Source organism: Erwinia aeris, assembly GCF_041224955.1.
In the GTDB taxonomy this organism is placed as follows: domain Bacteria; phylum Pseudomonadota; class Gammaproteobacteria; order Enterobacterales; family Enterobacteriaceae; genus Erwinia; species Erwinia aeris.
In genome coordinates, this window is sequence record NZ_JBGFFX010000017.1 from 1 (window position 1) to 23,775 (window position 23,775).

25 protein-coding genes are annotated in these 23,775 nt (G+C 47.3%); 14 read left to right on the forward strand and 11 right to left on the reverse strand.

What is annotated here, in order from left to right; genetic code table 11:
• Positions 1-102: 102 nt before the first annotated feature.
• Positions 103-1,131, reverse strand: a complete 1,029-nt coding sequence (locus AB6T85_RS21310; RefSeq protein ID WP_369896594.1) for a tyrosine-type recombinase/integrase — start codon at positions 1,129-1,131, stop codon at positions 103-105.
• A gap of 1,078 nt (positions 1,132-2,209) precedes the next feature.
• On the opposite strand from AB6T85_RS21310, the gene AB6T85_RS21315 reads away from it, so the two are divergent.
• Positions 2,210-3,214 carry a hypothetical protein gene (locus AB6T85_RS21315; protein WP_369896595.1) on the forward strand — a complete coding sequence of 335 codons (1,005 nt, stop codon included), beginning with the start codon at positions 2,210-2,212 and terminating at the stop codon, positions 3,212-3,214.
• Positions 3,215-3,248: 34 nt separating this feature from the next.
• Here the strand turns inward: AB6T85_RS21315 and AB6T85_RS21320 are convergent, their stop codons facing one another.
• Together AB6T85_RS21320 and AB6T85_RS21325 are read right to left on the reverse strand one after the other, a co-directional pair.
• Complete coding sequence (locus AB6T85_RS21320; RefSeq protein WP_369896596.1) at positions 3,249-4,766, reverse strand: terminase; 1,518 nt, start codon at positions 4,764-4,766, stop codon at positions 3,249-3,251.
• The gene (locus tag AB6T85_RS21325; RefSeq protein ID WP_369896597.1) at positions 4,763-5,992 is read right to left on the reverse strand and encodes a hypothetical protein; all 1,230 of its coding nucleotides are present in this window, start codon (positions 5,990-5,992) and stop codon (positions 4,763-4,765) included. Before AB6T85_RS21325 ends, AB6T85_RS21320 begins: the two co-directional genes overlap by 4 nt.
• Positions 5,993-6,220: 228 nt before the next feature.
• Between AB6T85_RS21325 and parM the strand changes: the two genes are divergently transcribed.
• Positions 6,221-7,327, forward strand: coding sequence for a plasmid segregation protein ParM domain-containing protein (gene parM, locus AB6T85_RS21330; protein ID WP_369896598.1), 1,107 nt, complete (start codon positions 6,221-6,223; stop codon positions 7,325-7,327).
• Between the two features lies 1 nt (position 7,328).
• Positions 7,329-7,982: a hypothetical protein gene (locus AB6T85_RS21335; protein WP_369896599.1), complete on the forward strand. Its 654-nt coding sequence runs from the start codon at positions 7,329-7,331 to the stop codon at positions 7,980-7,982.
• Here the strand turns inward: AB6T85_RS21335 and AB6T85_RS21340 are convergent.
• Positions 7,979-8,413: a hypothetical protein gene (locus AB6T85_RS21340; protein WP_369896600.1), complete on the reverse strand. Its 435-nt coding sequence runs from the start codon at positions 8,411-8,413 to the stop codon at positions 7,979-7,981. The two genes, AB6T85_RS21335 and AB6T85_RS21340, sit on opposite strands and share 4 nt — an antisense overlap.
• Positions 8,414-8,690: 277 nt before the next feature.
• On the opposite strand from AB6T85_RS21340, the gene AB6T85_RS21345 reads away from it, so the two are divergent.
• The 3 genes from AB6T85_RS21345 (at position 8,691) to AB6T85_RS21355 (ending at position 10,080) form a co-directional block, all read left to right on the forward strand.
• Complete coding sequence (locus AB6T85_RS21345; RefSeq protein ID WP_369896601.1) at positions 8,691-9,191, forward strand: lysozyme; 501 nt, start codon at positions 8,691-8,693, stop codon at positions 9,189-9,191.
• Position 9,192: 1 nt separating this feature from the next.
• Positions 9,193-9,642 (forward strand): hypothetical protein, encoded by a 450-nt coding sequence (locus AB6T85_RS21350; RefSeq protein WP_369896602.1) that lies wholly within the window; start codon positions 9,193-9,195, stop codon positions 9,640-9,642.
• A 135-nt stretch (positions 9,643-9,777) separates the two neighbouring features.
• Positions 9,778-10,080 (forward strand): contact-dependent growth inhibition system immunity protein, encoded by a 303-nt coding sequence (locus AB6T85_RS21355; protein ID WP_369896683.1) that lies wholly within the window; start codon positions 9,778-9,780, stop codon positions 10,078-10,080.
• An 827-nt stretch (positions 10,081-10,907) separates the two neighbouring features.
• Here AB6T85_RS21355 and AB6T85_RS21360 read toward each other — a convergent pair.
• Both AB6T85_RS21360 and AB6T85_RS21365 read right to left on the reverse strand, forming a co-directional pair.
• Positions 10,908-11,330, reverse strand: a complete 423-nt coding sequence (locus tag AB6T85_RS21360) for a hypothetical protein (protein WP_369896603.1) — start codon at positions 11,328-11,330, stop codon at positions 10,908-10,910.
• 339 nt (positions 11,331-11,669) lie between these two features.
• A complete protein-coding gene (locus AB6T85_RS21365) occupies positions 11,670-12,638 on the reverse strand; it encodes a LysR family transcriptional regulator (protein ID WP_369896604.1) in 969 nt (322 codons plus the stop codon).
• 100 nt (positions 12,639-12,738) lie between these two features.
• Here AB6T85_RS21365 and AB6T85_RS21370 point away from each other — a divergent pair, with 100 nt between their 5' ends.
• Entirely contained in the window at positions 12,739-13,854 is a 1,116-nt protein-coding gene (locus tag AB6T85_RS21370) for an FAD-dependent monooxygenase (RefSeq protein WP_369896605.1), read from the forward strand.
• Positions 13,855-14,021: 167 nt separating this feature from the next.
• On the opposite strand, the gene AB6T85_RS21375 is transcribed toward AB6T85_RS21370, so the two are convergent.
• Positions 14,022-14,624: a site-specific integrase gene (locus AB6T85_RS21375; RefSeq protein WP_369896606.1), complete on the reverse strand. Its 603-nt coding sequence runs from the start codon at positions 14,622-14,624 to the stop codon at positions 14,022-14,024.
• Positions 14,625-14,832: 208 nt separating this feature from the next.
• Here AB6T85_RS21375 and AB6T85_RS21380 point away from each other — a divergent pair, with 208 nt between their 5' ends.
• The gene (locus AB6T85_RS21380; protein WP_312265201.1) at positions 14,833-15,258 is read left to right on the forward strand and encodes a GNAT family N-acetyltransferase; all 426 of its coding nucleotides are present in this window, start codon (positions 14,833-14,835) and stop codon (positions 15,256-15,258) included.
• Between the two features lie 384 nt (positions 15,259-15,642).
• Here the strand turns inward: AB6T85_RS21380 and AB6T85_RS21385 are convergent, their stop codons facing one another.
• Together AB6T85_RS21385 and AB6T85_RS21390 are read right to left on the reverse strand one after the other, a co-directional pair.
• Entirely contained in the window at positions 15,643-15,915 is a 273-nt protein-coding gene (locus tag AB6T85_RS21385) for a hypothetical protein (protein WP_301729648.1), read from the reverse strand.
• Complete coding sequence (locus AB6T85_RS21390) at positions 15,893-16,423, reverse strand: DUF2778 domain-containing protein (protein WP_301729647.1); 531 nt, start codon at positions 16,421-16,423, stop codon at positions 15,893-15,895. Before AB6T85_RS21390 ends, AB6T85_RS21385 begins: the two co-directional genes overlap by 23 nt.
• A gap of 500 nt (positions 16,424-16,923) precedes the next feature.
• Here AB6T85_RS21390 and AB6T85_RS21395 point away from each other — a divergent pair, with 500 nt between their 5' ends.
• Both AB6T85_RS21395 and AB6T85_RS21400 read left to right on the forward strand, forming a co-directional pair.
• Positions 16,924-17,235 carry a hypothetical protein gene (locus AB6T85_RS21395; RefSeq protein WP_024966939.1) on the forward strand — a complete coding sequence of 104 codons (312 nt, stop codon included), beginning with the start codon at positions 16,924-16,926 and terminating at the stop codon, positions 17,233-17,235.
• A gap of 140 nt (positions 17,236-17,375) precedes the next feature.
• On the forward strand, positions 17,376-17,795 hold the full coding sequence (locus tag AB6T85_RS21400) for a bleomycin resistance protein (protein WP_024966938.1): 420 nt from the start codon (positions 17,376-17,378) through the stop codon (positions 17,793-17,795).
• 59 nt (positions 17,796-17,854) lie between these two features.
• Here the strand turns inward: AB6T85_RS21400 and AB6T85_RS21405 are convergent, their stop codons facing one another.
• Positions 17,855-18,397, reverse strand: coding sequence for a GNAT family N-acetyltransferase (locus AB6T85_RS21405; RefSeq protein ID WP_369896607.1), 543 nt, complete (start codon positions 18,395-18,397; stop codon positions 17,855-17,857).
• A gap of 113 nt (positions 18,398-18,510) precedes the next feature.
• Between AB6T85_RS21405 and AB6T85_RS21410 the strand changes: the two genes are divergently transcribed.
• Complete coding sequence (locus AB6T85_RS21410) at positions 18,511-19,011, forward strand: GNAT family N-acetyltransferase (RefSeq protein ID WP_369896608.1); 501 nt, start codon at positions 18,511-18,513, stop codon at positions 19,009-19,011.
• Between the two features lie 556 nt (positions 19,012-19,567).
• A complete protein-coding gene (locus AB6T85_RS21415) occupies positions 19,568-20,377 on the forward strand; it encodes a chaperonin (RefSeq protein WP_369896609.1) in 810 nt (269 codons plus the stop codon).
• A 258-nt stretch (positions 20,378-20,635) separates the two neighbouring features.
• Here AB6T85_RS21415 and AB6T85_RS21420 read toward each other — a convergent pair whose 3' ends face one another.
• The gene (locus tag AB6T85_RS21420) at positions 20,636-21,097 is read right to left on the reverse strand and encodes a hypothetical protein (RefSeq protein WP_369896610.1); all 462 of its coding nucleotides are present in this window, start codon (positions 21,095-21,097) and stop codon (positions 20,636-20,638) included.
• 417 nt (positions 21,098-21,514) lie between these two features.
• On the opposite strand from AB6T85_RS21420, the gene AB6T85_RS21425 reads away from it, so the two are divergent.
• On the forward strand, positions 21,515-22,765 hold the full coding sequence (locus AB6T85_RS21425; RefSeq protein ID WP_369896611.1) for a hypothetical protein: 1,251 nt from the start codon (positions 21,515-21,517) through the stop codon (positions 22,763-22,765).
• Positions 22,766-23,057: 292 nt separating this feature from the next.
• Entirely contained in the window at positions 23,058-23,747 is a 690-nt protein-coding gene (locus tag AB6T85_RS21430) for a DJ-1/PfpI family protein (RefSeq protein WP_369896612.1), read from the forward strand.
• Positions 23,748-23,775: the final 28 nt, after the last annotated feature.

A 23,775-nucleotide genomic window follows, 5' to 3' on the forward strand; every position in this document is an offset into this window, starting at 1 on the left:
CATTATCTGACCGTCGTACCGATGTGCAATTAAATAAAATGCTTTCAATATAAAATATGTGATACGGGGTGAACGCTGGATTATCTAGCATTACTTTCATTATTAATCATCTTCCTTCATTAACTTCATCATAGCGCCTTTATGCGCTTCCATATTACGGATGTAGCGCATAAGGGTTTCCGTTTTCGTCCATGTCCCTTCATGCATGATCTCTGTAATTGCAAAGCCGTTTTGTGTCATATCCTGTGCGGCGCCGACACGGGCACTATGGCCACTCCAACCGGCATAGCGGTCCTTGTTTGTTTTTATCAGCCGGTCTTTACCGGCCAGGCGCCAGGCACGGGCGAAAATCTCTTCCAGTGATCGCGTGCTGAACTCGCTGGTATCGCTCGGGAGAGGTTTATTGCTGCGGTGGATACGGCAAAAAATGTAGGCGTCTGGATTGGTATAAAGACCGGCTGATTCCAGCCACTCATGCAGGCGCTGGCTTGAGCGGGCGCTGAGTGCCTTGATGATGCCGCTGCTCTTAACAATCGTTTTTGTATAGCCTACGTCGATGATAAACAGGCCGTCTTCCGTTCGGCTGAGATCTCGCACCCGGATGCGCGCCAGCTCGCTTATGCGCAGCAGCGTACTGTATGCCAGATGCAGAAAGGCCAAATCACGCAGATCCTGTAGTCGCGGCGATTTCTGCCAGATTTCATCAATGGCCATAAGGTCCGGCTTACGAAATGGCACGGCCTGCCCGGTGCGTTCGCCGCTCACCACTGCGGTTCTGTTTATCTTCTTCAGGGCACGGCCTACCTCCGGCGATGAATTAGGCACCACCAGCCCGGCGTTACGGTGTAACATGGAAATCATTGCCGCGTGCTGCGAGATAGTAGAAGAGGCGCGGCCTTTTTCCTGAAGATGGATCAGATAGTCGCGAAGGTCCTGTGATGACATTGGCAAAAAAGTGCGCCCGTTTTCATCTGCCCAACGATGTGCCAGGCGCATGACACTTAGCAGTTGCCTCCAGGTGTTTTCGGAGAAGGCTTCCTTGTCTTTGACGAAATTGCGCAGGCGGAGAACAAAATCTTCATCGCCGTTGAAAACCGTCATTAAGCCGCCGCTTTTGCTCATTCCTGCCATTTATCCCGCTCTGTTATCAAAATTGAAATGACGTCGCTACGTGAATTCTGAGAAATTCGCAGGGGATGAACCCGTCAGAATTCGCGTATGCGCGTCTGTTTAACTAACAGCCAATAAGACTGCATTTAATACGTTTTGCCTGCTGGCCAGCGCTTCGGCGTTATGGATACTGATCACAAGATCAATACTGATTTTCCATACAGTAAACCGGCGTGGCGTCGGGGTGTTAGAACTTTTTGCCGCACCGGCCGCGTGGTGATCATAAATTGATCATGCACGGAATGAGGCGCAAATTCTTTCTAATTTCGTATAAAGCTTATTATGCGAAGTTAGGAATGACAAGTAAAAAAGGCGGTAGTGTGTCTTACATAAGGCGCGGTCGATTTAAATAGGTTCGCATTGAAATGATTGCAAATGCAACTATCAGTATTTGGATTGATCGTTAAGATACGCAAACGATGAAATCTATAAGTTTTATCCGAAAGGTTTTTTTACATAGACAACCGATCAAAACTATATAGAATGCCTACGACTATTTAACTAACAGTTAAATATTTGGCTTGGCCTCAAACTCTTGGACGTGGATGCGGTAGGAAATGATAGACAAAAATCAAGTAAAACAATTAGCTAAGGAACACTTCATTAACCTTAACACCTCTGGTGCGATGTCCATGCTGGTGTCAGTCCTGAATGCTCTGTACCCCACTAAAGACCGGACCGAAAAGAGCCGACGGATCGATCTAATTTCGCAGGTACTGGAAACTGCTTAAGTGGTTTAAGTCAAATCCTATCAGCCCGCCTTAACAAACTCGCTACACCTAAACCAACCTGAATCGATCAAAAAATTAGCATTACTAAAGTAATGCTAATTGGAACCGATACACATAAAACTTTTCAGATTTATCCACGACTTAGGTTTTTTTCCCCCAAACTCAAGCCAATCACCCTGTTTGTAACCGCCGTTTGCAGTTTCTTTACCTTTTTACCTGTGGCTATTTTTCTAATAGTGATTTAGATTAACGCCCACAAACATTAGTATACTATGTCAATATAATGCGCCGTATAAAAGGTAAGTCACATGAATACCGTCGAACTTGATACAGCTTACAAAGCGTTCTTGAAGGTTCGCCAGGAATGGATTTCCACGCTTAACGATTTCACACAGTACCCCGAGCCAGACACAACGCCAAGCCACGCCGTGGCCCGGCCGGTCGCGGTCATTGGTGGGGAAAAGTCTGGCGGCACGAAAACACTCGAAAGGTTAAAGCACCTCCAATCTGAATGGCAAAGATTTCACGATATGGCAGAGGCCTACCGGGAAAATAAAATTTCCCCGATCCCAAAAAGCATGTATCACCCGGTGCCTTTTGTCGCGCCTGAATGCGAGTTTGCGGTCGTTAACGTTAATCCGGGGGCTAATACCGTCAAATGGTATGTTGAGAAGGTGGTAAGCCTGATCAAGAAGCATATCAATATGGCAACGCGCGAGTTAAAGAGCGCCGCGCCCGGACAGGCTGAAGCGCTCGAAGACCGGCTGCTGCTGCTGGAAGCTGACCTGGCTCGTTTCCAGAAAATCCCGGAGGGCACAAAGCTCGTGCGCCGCCAGGACGGTTACGTCGATATTACTGTCAGTTTGAAGGACGAAGCCACGCTGGACAAGGTGAACACGGTTGCCGCAATCTTCGACGGCTTTATTGAGCGTGATCTGATCCGTGTTGGCCAATATGGCTGCGTCATTCAGGAACCGGGACTGAAGTACAAGCTGGCTGTATACGATCGCAGCGCAGGTAAGGGCGAGGCTATCCGTAACATCTACGACAGAGTTAAGCCTATACCTTGCTCAGTCATGGCCAACAACGTCTCCCTGTTCCTCGCTGAGGCGGTTGAAGAGGCGAAGCAGCGGGTTAAGCAGGAATCACAGGATAATAAGCGTGATACCCGCCGTATTTATGCCGCGCGCTCTTATTCAAATTTGAGGGCGAAACAGGGGAAAGCCGTGTCAGAGGACCATGCCAGTAAAACGGCCGTGCCGGTATCTCGCCGGACAAAGTTGTCAAAGCTGGCAGAGCCAATAAAAAAATAGGTGGTCCTCCACCTATTCCCACCAGCAACAGGCGCTATGCCGCGCCTGCATCACCGTCGTAATCGTCTAAATGGCTCAGCGCCGCCACACGGGTTTGTTCTCGATCGAAGCCTGTAGCGTCGTTGGCCGCTTCATATGGCATAAGCCAGGCAAAGCAGTAGGTATCGAAGTGGTCCGGGGACTTGATATTCAATTTCTGACGCATGACCTGCTTCTTCATAATTACGTTCTGGCCCATTTCATTCAGATCGCACGGTATCTTTGACGCCTGTTCTGCTGCTTTACCGCTGGCATCAAAGCGAAGGCGGCCCGACTTAATCGCATCGCGCGCCATAATACTGGCAAAGGCGCGCTGGTTGGCAAAGCGCTTACGATCTTCCTGTGAGTGCATTGTCTTACCCCAATTGATACGAACCACGTCAATCCCCAGCTTCTGTAGTTCGCGCACCGTAGCGTCTCCTATGCCGTCTGCGTCGACGCCTATGGTGATGTTCGGGTATTTCTCCTGCGTACATTCGTTAAAAATGAAGTGAGCAAATTTGGCCGGGTGACAGTCGCCGGTCATTTCCATAACTTTAAAGGGCACCAGGCGCCGCTTACTGCGCTCGCCAGATACCCGGAATATGCTTAACACGGACTTATCGCGGCCATTGCCCACGTCGGCGGTGGCAATCCAGCCCCAGCCCCTGTGTAGTAGCACCTTACGGCGCATTGCGCGATCGCACTCGTCACGGCCCAACAGGAAGCCATGCGCATTGCCCGGAAAGCGGCCCAGCACCTTGATTTGATATTCCGGGCTGTCCCGCCCGCCATACTCCGCCAGCTTATCCATGATGAAGCTGGGTTCTACCCAGGGGGATTCTTCAGAATTTAACGTGATCGACGTCCAGCGCCCCTGAGGGTTGGCCTCAGTGCGTGCCAGCTTGTGATGGGTGTCATAGAAAAAGCCGCTTGGCCGTGTGGGCTGGCTTAAGAGCACCATGCGGTTATCTTTCTGCGTTAACGCGCCGGTCATTACGCCAAATGCCTTATCGCCGACGCCGGAAGATTCATCCACCACGTATAGCAGGTGGTGCGCGTGCTCGCCCGCCAGGGCCTCTTCATTCCCACGACGATAGCCCTTTGCCTTTACCGTCCAGCTGCCTTTTGAGGTTATTTCGTAAAAGGTGGTATCGGTCAGGACAAAATAGTTCTGGAGCCAGGGCTGGCGCCGTACTGCTTCTTTCCAGTTGTTGCGCAGATATTTAAATACGCCATCCATTACCTGCTGGATTTTGTTGGCCACAATAACGGCGCGGGCGTCTTTATGTAGCATCAGGAACAACAGGATCATGATACTGGTTATATCGGATTTGCCCGTGCCGTGGCCCGACGCAACGCTGGTACGGCTTCCCTGCTCTTGTGCAGAGATAAGGATCTCGTCCTGCTGGTGGCTCGGAATTTTGCCAAACAGTTCCGTAGCCGCGAGGCCCCAATTATAACGATAGCGGATTACCAGCTCGCGCCAGCGGGGATCGGATGTTACCGCCCGGATTTTTTTCTTCCGGCTCATTCTTCGTCATCCTCGCCGTAAAAATCGCGGGTTGCCTCTTCGTCGAATTCTTCATCCTCTTCAAAGTCCACGCCGATAAATTCACCTTCCCGGCCATTGCCCTCGGCGTCTATGTCACCGTAACCGTGGTTATCCACGTTCGAAGCCACCAGCGCCCTGCGCTCGGCTAAAAAGTCCTCTTTACCGGCCTGCATCTCCCGGTATGTTCTCGCCTCTTCATCAAGCTGTTCCTGAGATACCTCGCCTTTGGAGTCATCCAGTTCTGGTGGCTTGTTGGCTTCAATACGTGCCATAGCCATGATGTGGGACGGTACTTTGCCGCCGCAGGACTCGATAAATGCGGCCATATCCGCGTAGCTGGTGTCAGGATTGGCTTTCTGCATTTCATAAGCGAGCGCCACGGTATTAAGCACTTCCATCTTGGAGTGATGAACTTCTTCGTCGCGGCTGGTTTTGAGCATGTTGGTACGCATATGCGCGATCGATTTCGCGGTTTCACCGATACCTGCACTGGCATTCAATAACATCTGTAGGATTTTATGGTCCGGGTGAAGCCCGCCGCCGCCCTCTTCATCGGCCTTTCCACCTTCCAGCGCGTCGGCATCATCGTCGAGCCTGTCCATCGAGCGGTTTCGGGCACGCTCTATCAGATTCAGGTGCGCGTAAGTTTTTGCTATCAGCCTGGCGTCGAGCGTATCGAAAAAGTTCGGGTCCGCCATTTCTGCCAGCACATCATCAATGTCCTGTTCGCGCGGACGGGCGTACCGGCCGTGAATAATGGTGTACTCGTTGTTACGGGCAAAGCGACGTCCTCCCCGTGGTAGTGGGACATGAATCAGGTTGGAATCGTCCACCCCATTGGGTGCCGGTGAGATGATCATTTTGTCGTTTCGATGATCGTGATCATTTCGCGGGGCCTCAATGGCGCTTATCTCACGTCGCGTGCCCACAACCCCTTTACTGGTGCGGGCTTCGGGGGTTTTACGCTTCTTATCTTTTGGGTTTTTCTTACCATGATCACGCGGCTGATCACCCATGTGATCACTGTTTTGATCACCTGAGCGACCGCTTTTGTGATCGCGCTTCGTGGTATTGCCAATGCCTTTCAGCTCCCGCCGTGCTGAGTTCACGTTGATGCCGTGAGCCTCTGCATATTCGCGCACGGTCAGACCTTTGCGCTCAAGGCACAAGGCAGCATAGCGCTCTCTGTGTTCGTCCCAGGTCATGATCGCCATTCGGTCTAATTTGCTAATGGTGTAAATATTACGAAAGGTGAGTTAAAGCGGGTCAAACGGGGGGCAGCGCATAGAATGATCAAGGAGTTATAGAAACTGATCGCTATGTATGCAATTAGATTGAAAACGCCATGTTTATGCAATCAAACTATTGCCGGGGCGATCTCGCTACGCTAATCTGGCCCCGGCATTTCCTAACAAACAATGAGAACATAAATTATGAGTAAATCAGCTCCAGTTTTGGTCGGCATGGATTGCGGTTCGGGTAATGTGGCCACTGTTATGGCCACCAGCGACAGTATGAAGGTGCGGCTAACACCTTCTTATGTTCGCCACCTCCCAGGCGCTACAAAAGGCACAGACCTCCGCAACATGTGGATCACTAAAGGCGATAACGGCTCAGACGCAACCTACGCCGTTCAGTCAAAGGCTATCAACGTAGTTGATACCCGCACCAAAGATTACCAGTTGAGCGCCGCCTGCCGTGTTCTGGTGGTTAATGCAATATCTTCAATTGGCCTGGCTGGCCGGAAAGTTATCATTGCTGACACGCTTCCTGCTGACCAGTTCTACGATGACAACAATTCGCTTAACCGCACGCACATCGAGAAAAAGCGCGAATCTCTGAAAATGGCGGTCCGCAACGCTAACGCCGACATCCACTCCCCGGAAATTATTGAAGTGCGGATCATGCCCGAAGGCGTCACCGCGTTTAATGCCGCTCTCTATCAGCAAGATGGTTCATCAGAGCCGCGTCTGGAAGGTGTGAGTGACGTGGTGATCGTGGATATTGGCCGCTATACCATTAACTACGCTCATATCGACTGCGATACTCAGGACCTGTTTGCACGCGCCACCAGCGATCAGGGTGTCCACGCATTCCTGACACTGCTGAAGCAGCTAATGATTGAATCTGCGGAAGATGGGATGCTGGCTATACCGGCAGAGACTATCCGCAAAATGACGCTGGACGACATCGATGCCGTTGCGCGCGCAGGGTATTACGGCTCGCCGATCGAGGCGCTGAAAGATAAACGCATCCCGGTTATCGACGTTGTTAAGGCTGCGGCATCAACCTACGTGGAAGAAATTAAGTACAAGCTGAGCGTGGTTGTGCCTCAGCTCGGAAATGCCCATGCCCTGATCGTTGTTGGTGGCGGTGCGCATTATGTAGGTGGCCTGTTACACAATATGCCGAACTACATCGCTGACCTGCATGACAATGTGATTATTCCCCACCAGCCTGAATGTGCTAATGCCCGTGGCGCCTTCATTGCGTTGCAGGCTGAATTTGAAGATGAAGAACTGACTACTGAAGGCAGCTAACATGACTGAAGCCCGCAAACGTAATCTACTGCAACTCAACCTGGATAAAGTCTCTGCGCACAGCCCGGCCGGGCGTCGCTTTGTCGAGAAATATACAAAGACAGTTGCGCTGGCCGATCGTCAGGCCCTGATGAATAATGCCATCGTTAACGGCTACCTGATGGAAGAGTCCGGGCTGTTCACGCTATTGCGCGTGCTCGATACCGAAGACTTTGCCTCTATGGAACGTACAAAGCGGAATTCTGAAATTCTGCGCGGTGCGGCCTTTTTTGCTGGCCTGCCAACGGCAAATGATTTGCCAGCTGCGAATAAGCCGGTGGCGTTAACCATTGAGACGCTGGAACGTGAATTGCTGGATGATAACGGTTTGCTGGCTTCCGTTTCTGCTGCTGAGCGTGCTGCTTTGCTCGAAAAGGTAATGACTAAATATGGCGTTGCCGGTAATGAGCTACCAGCAACAGAAACCAGCTTAACAGCGCCAGCGGAGAAAAGTGAAGTCAACAGCGGTGCGCCGGTGGCAGCGCAAGCTACATCTGATTCAAAGCATGGCCTGGGCACTAAATCGGCGCCGCAGTTAGCTGAAGGTGAAAGCGAGTCGTCATTACCGCTGGCGAATAAGAAGAATGCGCGCAACCGTGTCTTTAAAGGTGCCTAACAGCTTAGTTCTGACCTCTTCTTTATCAGCTCGCGCTCGATAGACATGTATAAGGCCCTGAGATCTTTCAGGGCCTTATCTTTTTGTCTTTTGGTCTGCTTTTTCCACGGCCTTTCCAACCCTTCATGCTTGCGCACTATCGCCGTTTTACTGATGTCAGTCTTACGCCCGTGGCGGAATTTAAAATAGGTACATTTAATCGCCTTCAGGTGGAAGGTGCGCGGTCGCACTTCATCATTCATCACGCACTCTGCCTGATCGGACATATAAAAGCCCCGGAGCCGGATGTAGATGTCATGGTTTTCAACTAAAAGGTGTGGGTAACGCTGAGAAAGGATCGTGGTGAGTTCAGGCGCTGAAATTGGCCGGTTGATACTGAGCATGTAATCTGCCACTTCCGCACTGTTTATGCGTGGGCGCGCCTCCGCCATTTATCCCCCCTGAGCTGTGATATTATGCCTATTTAGCTAATAGATTTTAGATGGTGATTTTAATCCTACTCCTGCCTGTTTATCAACCTAGTAGGCAAACAAAACTCACAAATGTTAAGGGATGGAGCTATTACCTTGACCTAATATACTAATTAATGAATTATCCTATAAATGCGCAAGTAAGTATTGAATTCTCAGTATTTTCAGCTGATTGCCTTTATGTTGACCAAAAAGTAAAATGATTCACTCTAACCCATAACAGGAGAACGTAAATCTTATGGCCGGGGTTAATGATTCGATTTATTTTAGTATGAAAGGATATGGCCAGCTACGGATACGCGAAGGCGTAGTCTATCGCTACTACAACGACTTGGGGCCTCATGCGGGAAACTGTACGTGGGGAGTAGGAACGCTGGCGCACTTTGGGATATGTACGGAAGAGGAACTAAAGACACACGTTACAGCACAGGACGTTAATACTGCGCTGGCAAGGCACGTCCATAAAGTCGAACAGTATGTTCGTCGTAAAGTAAGGCATCATCGCCTTACACAAGCTCAGTTTGATGGCTTGGTTTCCTTCACTTACAACGTATCTAATCCGTCCTCAGTTATGGAGGCAGCCGATCGCGGCGATATGAAAGCGGTGTACGATAAAATGCTGCAATACATCTATGTTTTCAAACATGATGCAAAAGGCCATAAAATCGGAAAGCCAAAAATTTTGCCTCCCTTGTACAAAAGAAGGCTGGAAGAAGCCGCACCATTCAGGCAGGAATAATATGCTTAGAAAATTACCACTCGTTCTCTTGTTGTCACTGTGCAGTGCCACTACGGCATTCGCCGGTAGCAATCAGGAAATGGATTCTCGCCTGGATACACTGATGGGCGCTAATACGCATCAGCAGTACCACGATTTTCTAACAAAGCTCCAGAAATCGGTTGAGAAGAAAGACAAAGAAACCGTTGCTTCAATGGTCGATTATCCACTTACCGTCACTGTCGCTCATAAAGAAATCGATATAGCTGATAGTCGGGATTTTGTTAAACATTACGATAAAATCTTTAACAACAGCTTAGTAAAAATCATTTTAGGGCAGAAATATGAGGACCTGTTTGCTAAAGACACAGGGATCATGGTCGGCCCGCATGGAGAGCTATGGTATAGCGGTATATGCACGGTCAACGACTGTAGCAAATTTGATATTAAAATAATGCAAATCAATAACTAACCATGCACTTTGTGCCTGAATATATACATTTTTGCGTTGTTGAGCAAAAGCGGTCGCTAGCTCTAAATGGCGACCGCCATTTTTATCCTTGATTTGAGTATTGGAATAGCAAATCTTACTTCCCAATGGTTTAATATGAAGAAACTCAACACATTCTGGCTGGATAGCCTGCTCGCTATAAATTTTGGTCAGGACTATGACCTGTTTGGTAGTGGGGAAAGCGTGGAGGCTCAAATCGACGCCTGGATCGCTGATAGTCCACCAGCGGTGAGGCATGGCCTGATAGGCGATATTGAGCAATTCATAGAGGAAAGCGATAACCTCGAAGAGGATTTCGAAAGCTGCTATGGCGCGGAGTTCTCTACAGAGTTGTGGGACACCACACCATCTGATTTCCTCAGTCTGATAAAGGAAAAGGTTAGTAAGTCCTTCTCATAACGAGAGCGTCATAGATTCTATAGAAACGGTCGCCAGATAACTGGCGACCGTCATTCTAGCGCTTGCTAAGGTACTCGCAGATAATGACAACGATCGCTGAGATCGGCGGCATCAATTTGCATACCAGGAATAAGATGTCTTTCATCCAATTCTCCGTTGTAGCACTGGTTAAAACCCAACTTGGGCCGGGTTAACACCAGCGCACCCCCCTTCCCCGGATGCGCTTTATCTGTCTGAATCTGTTAGACAAATGCAGTATTGTTCCCTACGAGGGAGGACGATATTCATAAGTCGCTACAACAAATGAAAACTATCCCGAAATTCATATTTAACTGAATTAATCAGTTAGTCCTAAATCTGATCCTATGGCCAAAAATTTTTTGACCTTCTAACTCGACGCCTATATCCTTCACTCGAATCTGTTAGATAAGTGCAGTAAATGCCACTATATAGGTCGCTACCCTGTATTTGGCACAAGAAGCCCGGTAAATACCGGGCTTTTTTACGCCTGCACTTACCTTAAGTCTTTGATAAAGAATCGAGTAACACTACGCGTTATGCTTTGTACAGAATTAAATCAAGCGCGATTACTATATGCTCGATATTCTAGTGAGTTGTTGATTTTTAACAAGTCTTGACGCAGCGGCAATTTTACTGATCGCAGGCTGATCGTTTTCCTAAGTCCTCGTTTCTCAAGGCGCTGGGTCCATTTCAACAGGGCGAAAAAATTTTTCTTATTTTTCCTGACCGCGGGATCTTTGCGCACCTAAGTTGAAAGCGGTTTGAGTGGTGTTAGCCACCACAGTAGGCGGCTAGATAGAGGTCGGTTATTTAGCGATACAACGTTGCATATGGGCCACTGCCACCAGCGCCAACATAGTTAAAGCGCTGCAACGTCCCTTCTCATACCTGATACGGTCATCTGCGGTTACGCCGTGAACTTCTCCCGCAAAATAGCTCTCTACCCCTTCTCGTTGCGCAGGTGTGAGATAATGAATGCCATTCCGGGCTGAGAGATTCTCGATGTGGCTGTAAGCCACAGCCTTAACATTGGCGTAATCACTTTGTGGCTCTGCCTTAGCGCCCAGCCGGATACCAAATACAGGGCGACCACAATTTTCTTTAGTTAGCTTCTCGCTAATTCGCTGGCCGACTCCTTCCTGACAGTAAACCATTGCTCCGCTTTTCGAGCGCGTCCACTGTTTGAACCGGTTAATGACGTCATCAACGCTGGTACGGGCGCTAAGCATTTCAACGTCACGGAAAACATATTCTCCTGTCGCCGATATACCGATCCCCGCAAAGATAATTTCATCATACTGTACATAGCGAATGAGGTAGTTAGTGCGCGTCGTAGGGAGGACTCTAACTGTGTTTCTAGCGTAGGCACCAGCTATGAGCCACCAGCACCTAAATGCCCTGGTGCGAAGCGGTTAGCAATGTCCGCTTCTAGCACAATGCGGGCTGACGCGCAGGGCAACGTCCGCTATGAGCGAGAAGCAGACGTTCAGACGGCACATTTAAATCGAGATGTTTTCAACAAAAGGCGTAAGTCAGCTTAGGGCAGCTATATGGAAAAAGCTTCGCCTTTAAAAAATTTCGCCAGCTTTTCTTTTCACGTGGTTCAATGTACTGGATTGCTTAGTCAAGCATACTGCTCCCTTACTGGGTATACCCAAATGGGCAATAGCCCATTGCAGGTGTTCCAGAAATGCCTTCACTTTGACCTGTAGATATTTTCTGCCGGAATAGAGCGCGTATAGCACCAGATCTTCAGGTTCGAGATTACAGTTAATTTTAACAAGGGAGCCGTTGTTGATTTCTGATTCACAGGCATGAAGAGGCAAAATGGCGAAACCAAGTCCTTTTAGCGCCGCGGCCTTGGCCATCTGTCCACTGTTCACCTTGTAACTGGACTGCACCTGGACGGTTTGGTTCTGTTTGAATCGCCAAGGCATTCCCTGGAGCACCGACATACTCGTAATGCAGGGGATTTTGGTAAGTTCATCAACCGATTGTGGTGATGGATGACGTTCCAGAAGTTCGGGTGCGGCTACCACACAGCTCGGCCAGCGCAGAATTTCTCTGGCGACCCAGCAACAATCTTCCAGTGGTCCACGTCCAAAGCGCAATACCAGATCGAATCCATCCAGTAGTCCCTCTGTTGGATCCAATTGTGTGTCACAACTGAGCTGTATTTGTGGATGCCGAATGCAGAAGTCAGCGAGAATGTCTGCCATGAATGGAAGGTCTGGTGTAATGATCTTCAGGTGGCCTGATAGTGAATCACCAAATAGTGATACTTCCTCCAGAGCATGATCCAAAGCGTGTGTGAGCGGCGTGATGGATTGATACAGCAGCTTCCCGGCTGCGGTTGGCATTATCTTACGCGTCGTGCGCTCCAGCAGCCGCACATGAAGTTGTTGTTCAAGTAAAGCGATATGTCGACTGACATTGGATGATGGCAACTGAAGCTGGTCTGCCGCGAGCTTAAAACTCAACTTTTCATAAACGGCCTGAAAGCAGATCAGCCACTGCATTTCTAATTTCTCAATCATTAATTATCCCAAAAAATGAGATTAACAAAACTATAATTCCATATTTATCACTAATCAGGTGGTCATTACAATTTCTATCAGGTTTTGTAATAGGGAGGAAATGATGACCAGAACTAAAAAAATTGCCATTGTAGGTGCTGGGGTTGCTGGAATGGCACTGGCTATCCTCGCAACCAAACAGGGCCATCAAGTCAGTCTGTTTGAACGTGGCAGCAACGTGTCTTTTATGGGAGCTGGTGTGACATTATGGCCCAATGCCATGTTCGTCATGCAGAAGATGGGACTGGACAAAAAGGTCATGCAAGTGGGTGGTACGCCATGCATGATGCGCCAGTTTGATCAGAATGGTCTCCTTCAGACGGAGTTCGATATTTTAGCAGTAAATTCACTGTGCAATTTTCCCAGTGTGACAGTTTTACGGCGTGAGCTGATGAGCTTACTGGCCGGTGCGTTAGATAATTTAGGTAGGGAGATTACGTTCAATTGTTCAATCACCGCAGCAGACGTGATGAAGTTGAGCCAAGAATTTGATCTGGTAGTTGGAGCCGACGGGCGTATGAATTCAATCGTCCGCCAGACATTGTATGCGGAGAAAGCCACTCCTCGTTATCATGGCTTTGTGAATGTAATAGGTGTGGGAAGACAACAAAAGGGTAACTTTAACAACGCTATAGATGACTTTCGCGGTCAAGGTGAGCGTTTTGGAATCGTCCCAGTGAATAATGGGTGGTGCTATTGGGCAGGAGCGTGGAGCGCTCCTATTGACAATGAACGTCCCCGGGCGCATTGGTGCGAAGAGTTGCATCAGCGTTTTCGGGACTGGCCTGCTCCTGTGCAGAATGTACTGCTGTCATGTGATAGCACATCAGTTAATTGCATTTTTGTTCATGACATTGATCCTCTTCCCTTTTGGCATCAAGGCAACGTCTTAATGATCGGAGACGCGGCTCATGCTTCCTTGCCGACATCTGGGCAGGGAGCATGTCAGGCGCTGGAAGATGCATGGCATCTTACTCGCTTACTGAAGGGGACTGATGATCTGGAGACTGCTCTGCAAGGCTTTTACCAACAGAGACATATCAAGACCTCAGCAGCACAGTTAGTTGGAAGACAATTCGCTGAGAAGATTTTTTCTGAACAACCTGAACCACTGCTGCCTGCATCCACTATTTCCACTGCAGAACTCAGCCGGTTTTGGATGCAAGGGTTGACGTAGTTAGCCTTTTGAAATTAAGTCGTAGGGATTCGGTATGCCTGTATGTCAGCAAAATACTCATTGGTGCAATGTTTTGATAAGCACTGGCCTGCTCTCCGATAATTAATGCAGCGCAGAACTAGCAACGTCCCCTTGTGGCACAGGGCTGCTGTTGCAGCCCTCACAAGTTAGACTTCAATCGACTCTGATATCTCTAGGGCATCATCTACTTCAATGCCTAGGTAACGTACTGTGCTTTCGAGTTTTTTGTGACCCAAAAGTAACTGCATTACCCGAAGATTCTTCGTTTTTTTGTAGATCAGATATGGCTTGGTTCTGCGCATAGAATGTGTACTATAGAGTGTGTCATCAAGACCCAGCTTCTCAATCCATCCATGAAAAATACGATTATATTGTCTGGTTGAAATGTGTCGTGAAGAACCTACGCGGGACTGGAAAAGATAGTCGCTACCGCGTAGATGAGCCATTTTGATCCATGCAGCTACAGCCTCTCTGGTTCCCTTAGTCAGTTCAAACTGAACAGGGCTACCTGTTTTTTGCTGCAACACTGTCGCTCTACCCGAAACTGAGTACCCATAGGCCACATCAGAAACTTTTAACTTAACCAGATCACAGCCCCGAAGTTTACTGTCCAGAGCCATGTTAAACAGAGCCAAATCGCGGATTTTTCCTTCCAGTTCAAGACGGATACGAATTCCCCAGATATGAGAGATCTGGAGAGGTCGTTTCTGGCCAATAATGCGGCTTTTGTTCCAGGGGGATGTTGTCATGTTCAATCTCCATTGGGTTAGGAGATGTGATTATGGTTGTCCCATATGAGCGAAAAGCGGACGTTGTGGTTCAGCGCTAACGGTTCGATCTTTGAAAGTCATCTCGATTCAATTTGGAACATTTCTCTTAAATAATGATAAGGTTAAGTCTCCATACATCATCTGGGCAGGCGTTAAAGTGAGTATTTCAGCGATACATGAATGGCGTATGAATGATTTTCTGATCAGTACAGACAATGCAAGGTTGGACATACAGGCTGTGCATCAGTATTTGACGAGATCCACATGGGCAAAAGGTATCGATCTGGAAACCGTCACGACTTCAGCAGCGAACAGCCTTAACTTTGGTATTTATCACAATGAATTCCAGGCAGGTTTTGCACGTCTGATAACGGACTATGCTACTTTCGCGTATCTTTGTGATGTGTATGTACTTGAGGAATACCAGGGCGACGGGTTGGGAAGATGGCTTATGGAATGTATTCATAGCCACCCGGTGTTTGAAAAGCTTCGCAAGATCTTGTTATTCACAACAACTGCGCCCTGGCTTTATGAAAAATTTGGCTATGAACCGGTGAATCAGAAAAACTACGCGTGGACTATCACCCGGCCTGATATCTATACCAATAGATAAAAGCAAACATAATAAGCATTTCATAATGCCCGGCCACAGGTCCTTTGAGTATGCAACGTCCGCTTCTGGCACAGAGCAGTCAATCCAGTTGGCTGTCAGATCCGCTACAAGCAAAGAGCGGACGCATCCCGTTCACATCCCGACGATGCACCTTACTTGCTGACAATCTGCAAAACCACCGGATTGAACATAACATCCGGCTTGCGAACCTGTTGTTGCGTTGATTTTTCATACAGAACTGCAGGAAAGGATAAAAAAGCACCCCGTATGGGGTGCTGAAAAGAACTTTCTTATGAACTGCCGTAACGCGCCTGGTGTTGTTGATCCTGTTATCGGCCTGATATCAGAAACCAACAGAGCGCCCCGGCTTTTACTGCAATCAGCCTATCCACGCTTTACTTTTTTAACTGCCGCTTTTACCAGCCAGTACATGGCCAGAGCGTAAAACGCGATAACAGTCATAAGAGAAAAAAACGTCACCGGATCCGTACCGGCTTCATATACGTCATCCTGGTAACCGCTGAAAATTTGGTAAGAATGTTCAACGAGCCACGCCGTCAGCGGATAGAGCGGCATCCCGTAACGTGACACCATAAAGGCCACAATAAAACAGACGAAAAACCCCGCTGTTTTTTTAACGAATTTTGCAGTTTGCAAAGTTACTTTCTCCCTGAACCTCAACGTAGCCGTATGCCATCAAGCCGTTTCGCGAACCCGGCACGCGAACTTTTTTTCTCCGGAGCAGCGCATGCCTTACCGTGTAGAAATCAGCGCGCCGCACGAAGGTGATGCACCCTTCACTTTCTCCGGAGCCGTCCGGCCGAAGGGGATGCAGGCGAAAGCCGCCGCGGGCAACGCCGTTGATCAGGATGGAATCATTCATCGTTTCCGAATTAAAGAGCGCAAACCACTCTGAATGATTTGAACTGTTCCAGGTGTCGACGGCCCATCCTCTGATCCGGTTCGCGATACTGCCTTCAGGGCGCGGAACGATCCAGTAGCGCCCGACCGGAATGGCGCTGTTAGGCCTGTACGTACAGTTTGGATCGTTGGTATAAGGCTTCTGGCCGGAAAAGACTGGAAAGGTCCCCACGCCGTAAACGTGCAGCTTTGCCTCGCCGCCGCCCTTGGTCAGATCGTCGTAGGTCATTCTCATTAATTGCATTAAACGCTCCCTGTAAGTTATCAGGCATGCCAGTAAACCGGGCGATGCTATCACTCCTGCAGAGTGAAGTTAACGGGTAGGCTGGCGCCCGACGGTCAAATCTCTTCCATACCTGCCCGTTACACGAATTTACCATAACATCTGGGTGATGCACTTGATGAAAAAGCGTGTTCCGTTATGCTGGAACCTCTGATAACCCTCAATCAAGGATGACGCTGTGCCTCATCAGGATCAGATACAGAAATCCATTCAGGAAGCCAATGAAAAGGAACGTCACCTCTGGCGTCGTACCCGTTGGCTGCTCAAAGGGCTGCAAGTCGTCGTCATTCTTTACCTGTTGTATCCCATTACAGTGTGGATATTCCGGGCTCTCTGAGTAATGCAGTAATTCGATGCACCTTCTTCAGACACCCTGTATTTACCATAACATCTGATCACGAATCCCACCTCTTTCCATCCCATGTTATGGTTAAACCCTTCCACAACATGAGGATAGACACATGATTGTCAGAACATGGCACGGATGCGTACCGTTTAAGTATGCAGAAGGCTTTGCAAGCCATCTGCAAAAGACCGGTGTTGAACATTCAGAGAGGACACCAGGAAATCTGGGAGCATATGTACGCAGAGAGACACAGGGTGAATGGGAACATTTCTTCCTGGCAACTTACTGGAAAGATCTTGAGGCAGTGAAAGCATTTGCAGGCGAACAGTACCAGATTGCAGTCACCTATCCAGACGACGAGCAATTTGAGCTGCTATCTGATCCTTACGTCTTCCAGCACAATGTTCAAGCTGTATCCCCTTTGTAGTAATTTGCTGGCCGCAGCCATGAGGCGGCCTCCTCCTCATCTGAATCTGCTACCAGGTCGAATTGAACATACCATCCCGGCCACGAACCCCGCACAAGCCATCTGGTGTATGCTGCGTCAGTCAAAAAAGGATGAAAAAAATGACTGACATGAAAGAACCCTACTGGAACCGCATGGTTCCCGAGCTGACCGTAACAGATCTTCCCGCTTCCCTTAGCTTCTATACCGATGTGCTTGGCTTCAGCGTCATGATCAGGCGCACAGAGCCGGAGTTTGCCTATATCAACCTTGGCGAAGCGCAACTGATGCTTGAGCAGTATCATCCAGGAGGGTGGAATACGGCAGAACTCACCAGACCGCTGGGACGCGGCGTAAATTTCCAGATAGAAGTGGACGATATTGAACAGATATTCGCCCGTATAAATGCGCATAGCGTAACGCTGTATCGGGGTCTCAGCGATAACCATTACAACACCGGCGAAACAACCGCCTGCCAGCGAGAATTTCTCGTGCAGGATCCGGATGGATACCTTCTGCGTTTTAGCCAGTACATTGAGTAGAGCTTCCGCTCTTTCTCACGAGACCCTGCCGGTCACTCGCATTTACCATAACATCTCTGTTATGAACCGCTCTCTGAGTCCAGCCTCATGAGGAACTCGTCATGAAACACCCCGTCAACGCACAGTGCAGCGGTGTCCGTTGCCCACTCGGTGAACCCGAAGGAATGATAAAGCGCATACGCAGCCCGGTTAGTGGTAACCACGGATAGTTTCACAGTTTTGGCTGAACTGGCGACTTCCAGCGCCGCCTCCATGAGGCGAGATGACAGCCCGCTGCCTCTCATCTCGGCGCGAACATACATTCCCCAGATACTTGCAACATGGCTCAGTTTTGGTAGAGAGCTGCGGTTAACGCCAATCATGCCCTGTAAGGTGTTATGAAGATCAAACCCGCCAAAAACATGACTATTTCGCAGCTGTTTGGCAAAGAAATGCAGCGGCTTCAGTGTGCATTCGTCGTAGGACGCACCAAAAGCATCCGGATGAAGCCGCAAGGCTTCCAGCCTCAATTCTCTGAAGTCGCCAAGATCGCTTTCAGTAATGCGCCGTACCGTAAATTTTTCCACTGCCGACTCCTTGCTGCCACTGATTTCAATTGTCATAACCCACTCACATTTACCATAACATCCGGCTGGAGAACTGCCTTCGATCGCAGCTAAGAATCGTTTAATGCTATGTTAATAAAACATAATGACGGTCGAGTCGGAGAGTGCTGATGGTCGAAATCACTATAAAAGAAATGCGGCAGGATGACTGGAATGCCGTAAGGGACATTTATCAGGCGGGTATCGCTACTGGTAACGCCACTTTTCAGACTGCTGCGCCAGAATGGGATGAGTGGAATGCCGGTCATCTGACAAAATGCCGTTACGTGGCGTGTGTACATGACGAGCTTATCGGATGGGCTGCTCTATCCCCTTACTCAAGCCGTCATGCTTACCGGGGTGTAGCGGAACTGAGTATTTATGTTCATCCAAACAATCATAAATACGGGGTGGGGAAGCAGCTTCTTTCAACGCTGATAACTGCCTCTGAACAGGCCGGATACTGGACGCTGATTGCCGGTATTTTCCCTGAAAATCAGGCCAGCATAAGGCTGCACCTTGGACAGGGGTTCAGAAAGGTCGGTTACCGAGAAAAAGTGGGCGAAATGAATGGGGTATTTCGCGACGTGATCATCTTTGAAAAGCGAAGCGGAAAAGTAAGCTCTGATTAGCTCCCTGCTCTGTATTTACCATAACATCAGGGTTGCCCGCACCGCAGAAACGCCCTCAGCGCCGTTTTGCGCGTTTCTGGCCGAAAGGCAGGGTTATCTCTGCCCGAAACCCCGAAAAACGCCCCTGATGATTTTGACGCGTCTGCATAGGCATGCACGAAAGTGAATGGCGGCGGGTTTCGCGCGGATGTTGTAACCAAGGGCGGATTTTAGGCAAAAAAGTTCCGGGCGGCTTTGCCAACCTCCCGGAAAGCGAGGTTACAGATACTGATTGTACTGATTGCCCGCGATGTGTTTTTTTACCGGGCTGAAGAAGTATGATGCAGAACTCCGGGAACGGCGAGCGGGAGTGCAGTTTACTGTGCGGCCGCGAGGCGTTGGCCGACGCCGGCAGGCGCGGCAGGAACCTACAGGCAGCTTTGATCGAAAAGCTGCCTGTACGCGTTGAAGTTAATTGTATTACTTAGGTAAACATTATCATTTTCCTGACGTTAAGATGTACCTTTGATAGGATTAAAAAAAGGTTTAGATAGCTTATTCTACTGAAGGAATAAAAATGACAAAAATTAGTGAACGATGGAAGCACAATGGTATTACTAAAGGTTATTGCAATATTTGTGGAAAATTTGACTTGCTCACAAAAGATCATGTCCCTCCCAAGTGCGCCATAACCTTAGGCCCACTCCTTCAGAAAACAGTTAGCGAATTTTTTAATGCACAGGAACCAGTTAAACCATTAAACGCTAAAAACGGCTCTTATTTCAGAACCATTTGCGGTCACTGCAACAATAAGGTTTTAGGTGGACTCGATGTTGCAATTGAAAATGTAGCCAACTCCTTTAAAAATCAATTGTGTCAATATATGAATGGTATGAATGTATATCCATTCATTAGAATATCTTTTGATAGCATATCTTTCACTAAGGCTATGATTGGACACGTGCTATCAGCTACTTCAGTTGAAGATTGTAAAAAAGAACCCGTAGATAGCCCCTTTTACACACCTTTAAAGGATTATGTTTTGGGTAAAAATAAAAGTTTTGAGGAGACCCATGATATTTACTACTGGTTTTACCCACACAGAATGCACATATCTGCTCAAAGCGTAGCATTTATGAACGAAGGACATGTGGCAATTATGTGTGCTTTACATTTTTTCCCTATCGGTTTTATCATCACATTGAAAAATGAAGGAACATACCCTGTCCACTCAACAAAATTAGATCTTGAAGATAAATTCCTTACATTTGATATGACCTCTACAAATTATGAGTATACGACATTTCCATTTGTAAATCTTAAGGGAAACCAAATGTATGCTATAAGCAATGGCCATACTTGTGTAAGTTATCCAATAATTAAGTAACTGCTAAATCATACAATCGACGCATGTTCACTTACTACATATATCATCTGTAATGCTCGCTCTTGGCACGAAGCGGACCGCCTGAGGTGCTGCGAGGTTCGCTTTGAGCGATCTGCAGATCTTGCTGATGGCGTTCTGTATGAATTAACTGGGAGCAAGTCAAACACTCTTTTAGCTGTCACCGCCAATGCCTTTAAATCAACTACAGGTTCGCGAGAGCCTTTTATACGAAAGGCGCCTGTTGACGCCCATTTTAAATTAGTATGGGAAGTGGAGTTCATTCAGGCTTGGACAGCGACCATAGGAAAGATAGAAGTCTTTCTGCCTCGGAATGACCTCTTTACTCATGAAGATGTCAGCAAACATTTTTGTTAAACGAATTGACGCTGGTGATGAATCAAATATCACTTGTTTGCTTTCAATAGGATGTTTTTTCTGCATATACCGTATAAAAAATTTCTCATATTCTCTATTTTGAATGTTATGGCAATTTTTTTTGAGTTGCTCATATGCCCATGCGTTACGCTTAGATTCTATATATGCACGATATTCACTATCTGCTGTAGCCAACGCTTGAGAAATTTTCGCTGGTTTATCATTGAAATCTCTTTGTTCTGCAGTAAGAGTAGGTTGAACTGATGTTGTAGGCTTTACTGCCGTATTCGCTTGACATCCTGAGAGTATAAAAATCGCACAAATAATTAGTTTCTTTGCTTTCAACTCGAATCACCATTACGTAGTATTAAAAATTGAGAAGATAGTAACTTAAATGAGAGTGCAAGTAAGTAACATAAAGTCTGATTTTTACACTTAGAATAAATGGCTGAATTCTTCTGCCGTACAAAATATTACAAAGTAAATTTAGATTGAGGCATTGATATATATGCTCTCCGAGTTTCAGGCCTCCCAGCCAGGTCTGATGGCAATGGCTAGGTTAGCCGTTAATGTCGGCTATGAGCGAAAAGCAGACATCAACGCTGATATAAAAATCTACTATGATGGTCCTGCTAACTGATTTTAATGCGAGTGTGGCGTAACGGCTTATAAAGTAGCATATAGAATAATATACTATAATTTAGATAAAAAAGCGTTCAGTAACAGTAAGCTGTCCAGTCTAGTGCACAAAGAGGAAATTTTATGTCACAATCAAAAGATCCCTTGGCCCTTGCTTTAAGTCTTGCATATGAACGTGCACTGGCAGCACGTGAAGCTGTTGAGCACAGGTTAACCAGTATACATTCACAGGAATTTTTAGTTCAACGATGGCTTAATGAAACAGCCACTATAGCGGCTGAACAATATCCAGGTTCTGATCTGGATTCGTATCCGGTCCAAACTAGGATGCAAAGAGAGTTTGAAAAATTAGAGCGCTACAAAGGTGAAATTGATAATCGCCTTGTTAAATATTCAGCCACTTTAAAAGACTTGGAAAACTTAAAGAAAAAAATCATCACAGATAAAGAAAGAGCATCATCTCTTGATATTAAAAAAATGCTTAAATCTTGGCCGAAAATTTTAGTTCGCGATCCTTGGCCTGGTTACTGGCCCCCCCAGAAAAAAATGTGTCCCCGTGAAGCGGTTTTTCATGAAAGGTTTGCTTTTAGGAAGAATAAAAGTTTACCTACTCCTCCACAGCCCTCATTAATACCCTTTCATATTAATTTGGCAGGACAAAAAATTGAGCTTCTTGCCCGTTATCAGGAAGGAATATCCCTTTTTCAGGCCGATCTCTACGCACTTAATGACCGGAGTTATACTTCCCGCTGGCCAACTATACTTGAAGTGATTCGATGCGGTATACGTTGGCCAATTTTAGACCAATATCTTGAAGAAGCAGAGGCACCATGGCTTCCCAAGGATTTTGTAGATGAAGTATTTGGCCTCAGAGGTTCATTAACTCGCCGCGATAAACTTGCTGATGTAATGAACCAGATATCTAAAGATACTGCTTATTGGTATCTCAGCAATTGGACGGGGCGTACAGTATTGAATGAAGATTTTAATGATAAAGACATTATTGAAGAGTTAATGAGCGTCGGCCTGGTAAAATGGGGAGGTGATATATCAACATATGAAATGATATATAACATCCCTTTTCCTGAAATTAAATACCTCTTCGCTTATGCCGATTTAAAAATCCCAAAAAGCTATAACATAGCAGTAGATAGATTTAACGAACTGATTAAAGCATACGGTAAAGATGAAATTGAATGGAAAATCAAAAGCCTCGTAGATGTATCCCGCGTTATTGATGTGTTAGAGGTTGATGGTTGGGATAGGGAAGAGCGTCTTGGCGTCCGTGCTAGAGCTAATGTGTTAGTCAGTACATTAATTATGTTAGATGAAGGAGACCCAGGCCCGCTCAACATAATTAATTGGAATAATTAAAGTGATTATTAAATAATGTGGTATATCCATTTGAAGTTATCGGCTCTATTATATTGATAATGTCCGCTTCTGGCACAAAGCGGACTACGTGAAGGCTGATGCCTGCTTTAAGCGAATAGCGGACGTTTTACCATTAGTCACTTTGGTTCGGACTGGTAATAAATTTCTTAACGCTACTGAAATACAGCTGAGTAATCATGATCTTAAGTAGGCGCACTTCTATTCGTTAAACAAATGGTTGCCTTTGTTGAAGGAAAAGACATTATATCGTTTTAAGTTAAAAGGATTTTTTATGAGTGATTCGTCATGCACATCCATCGGGCTGCTCCTGTTTCCGGCTCTTACTCAGCTTGATCTTACCGGCCCTTATGAAGTTTTTGTAAGAGCGCCAAATATAAAGGTTCATCTCATCTGGAAAAACCTGGACCTCGTGGTTTCTGATCGTGGTATGGCTATACAGCCAACAACCACATTCAACGCATGTCCCGAACTGGATGTAATTTGTGTCCCGGGTGGTCCAGGGCAGATAAACCTGATGGAGGACGAAGAAGTCCTTTCGTTTATCCGTACTCAAAGTAAACAAGCAAAGCTCGTGACTGCGGTATGTACTGGGTCGCTTGTTTTGGGCGCAGCAGGGCTTCTGAGGGGATACAAAGCAACTACACACTGGGCTTCTCTGGATCAGCTCGCTTTGTTAGGTGCAGAGCCAGTAAGTGAGCGCGTAGTTCGTGACCGCAACCGTATAACTGGCGCAGGTGTGACTTCAGGTATAGATTTTGCTCTCAACGTCGTGTCAGAAATGTACGGTAGTGATATCGCTCAGAATATTCAGCTGCATATGGAATACGACCCCGCACCTCCCTTTACCTGTGGCTCACCCCGTACAGCATCTGAAGAACAGCTAAAAAAAGCACAGGAACAGGCTGCGCCATTTATTGAAAAGAGGCGGCAGGCTACTTTAAAAGCAGCAGCCAGACTTTAGAAATAAGGGCATAGCGGAAGAAGGTTAT

Bases quoted from the DNA above. Each gene is read 5' to 3' on its own strand.
- AB6T85_RS21390 (WP_301729647.1), bottom strand. From the start codon at position 16,423: ATGCAATTAATGAGAATGACCTACGACGATCTGACCAAGGGCGGCGGC.
- AB6T85_RS21400 (WP_024966938.1), top strand. From the start codon at position 17,376: ATGACTGACATGAAAGAACCCTACTGGAACCGCATGGTTCCCGAGCTG.
- AB6T85_RS21310 (WP_369896594.1), bottom strand. From the start codon at position 1,131: ATGGCAGGAATGAGCAAAAGCGGCGGCTTAATGACGGTTTTCAACGGC.
- AB6T85_RS21370 (WP_369896605.1), top strand. From the start codon at position 12,739: ATGATGACCAGAACTAAAAAAATTGCCATTGTAGGTGCTGGGGTTGCT.
- AB6T85_RS21335 (WP_369896599.1), top strand. From the start codon at position 7,329: ATGACTGAAGCCCGCAAACGTAATCTACTGCAACTCAACCTGGATAAA.
- AB6T85_RS21340 (WP_369896600.1), bottom strand. From the start codon at position 8,413: ATGGCGGAGGCGCGCCCACGCATAAACAGTGCGGAAGTGGCAGATTAC.
- AB6T85_RS21425 (WP_369896611.1), top strand. From the start codon at position 21,515: ATGTCACAATCAAAAGATCCCTTGGCCCTTGCTTTAAGTCTTGCATAT.
- AB6T85_RS21320 (WP_369896596.1), bottom strand. From the start codon at position 4,766: ATGAGCCGGAAGAAAAAAATCCGGGCGGTAACATCCGATCCCCGCTGG.
- AB6T85_RS21410 (WP_369896608.1), top strand. From the start codon at position 18,511: ATGGTCGAAATCACTATAAAAGAAATGCGGCAGGATGACTGGAATGCC.
- AB6T85_RS21415 (WP_369896609.1), top strand. From the start codon at position 19,568: ATGACAAAAATTAGTGAACGATGGAAGCACAATGGTATTACTAAAGGT.
- AB6T85_RS21380 (WP_312265201.1), top strand. From the start codon at position 14,833: ATGAATGATTTTCTGATCAGTACAGACAATGCAAGGTTGGACATACAG.
- AB6T85_RS21325 (WP_369896597.1), bottom strand. From the start codon at position 5,992: ATGACCTGGGACGAACACAGAGAGCGCTATGCTGCCTTGTGCCTTGAG.
- AB6T85_RS21345 (WP_369896601.1), top strand. From the start codon at position 8,691: ATGGCCGGGGTTAATGATTCGATTTATTTTAGTATGAAAGGATATGGC.
- AB6T85_RS21395 (WP_024966939.1), top strand. From the start codon at position 16,924: ATGATTGTCAGAACATGGCACGGATGCGTACCGTTTAAGTATGCAGAA.
- AB6T85_RS21350 (WP_369896602.1), top strand. From the start codon at position 9,193: ATGCTTAGAAAATTACCACTCGTTCTCTTGTTGTCACTGTGCAGTGCC.
- AB6T85_RS21430 (WP_369896612.1), top strand. From the start codon at position 23,058: ATGAGTGATTCGTCATGCACATCCATCGGGCTGCTCCTGTTTCCGGCT.
- AB6T85_RS21355 (WP_369896683.1), top strand. From the start codon at position 9,778: ATGAAGAAACTCAACACATTCTGGCTGGATAGCCTGCTCGCTATAAAT.
- parM (WP_369896598.1), top strand. From the start codon at position 6,221: ATGAGTAAATCAGCTCCAGTTTTGGTCGGCATGGATTGCGGTTCGGGT.
- AB6T85_RS21365 (WP_369896604.1), bottom strand. From the start codon at position 12,638: ATGATTGAGAAATTAGAAATGCAGTGGCTGATCTGCTTTCAGGCCGTT.
- AB6T85_RS21315 (WP_369896595.1), top strand. From the start codon at position 2,210: ATGAATACCGTCGAACTTGATACAGCTTACAAAGCGTTCTTGAAGGTT.
- AB6T85_RS21375 (WP_369896606.1), bottom strand. From the start codon at position 14,624: ATGACAACATCCCCCTGGAACAAAAGCCGCATTATTGGCCAGAAACGA.
- AB6T85_RS21405 (WP_369896607.1), bottom strand. From the start codon at position 18,397: ATGACAATTGAAATCAGTGGCAGCAAGGAGTCGGCAGTGGAAAAATTT.
- AB6T85_RS21360 (WP_369896603.1), bottom strand. From the start codon at position 11,330: ATGCTTAGCGCCCGTACCAGCGTTGATGACGTCATTAACCGGTTCAAA.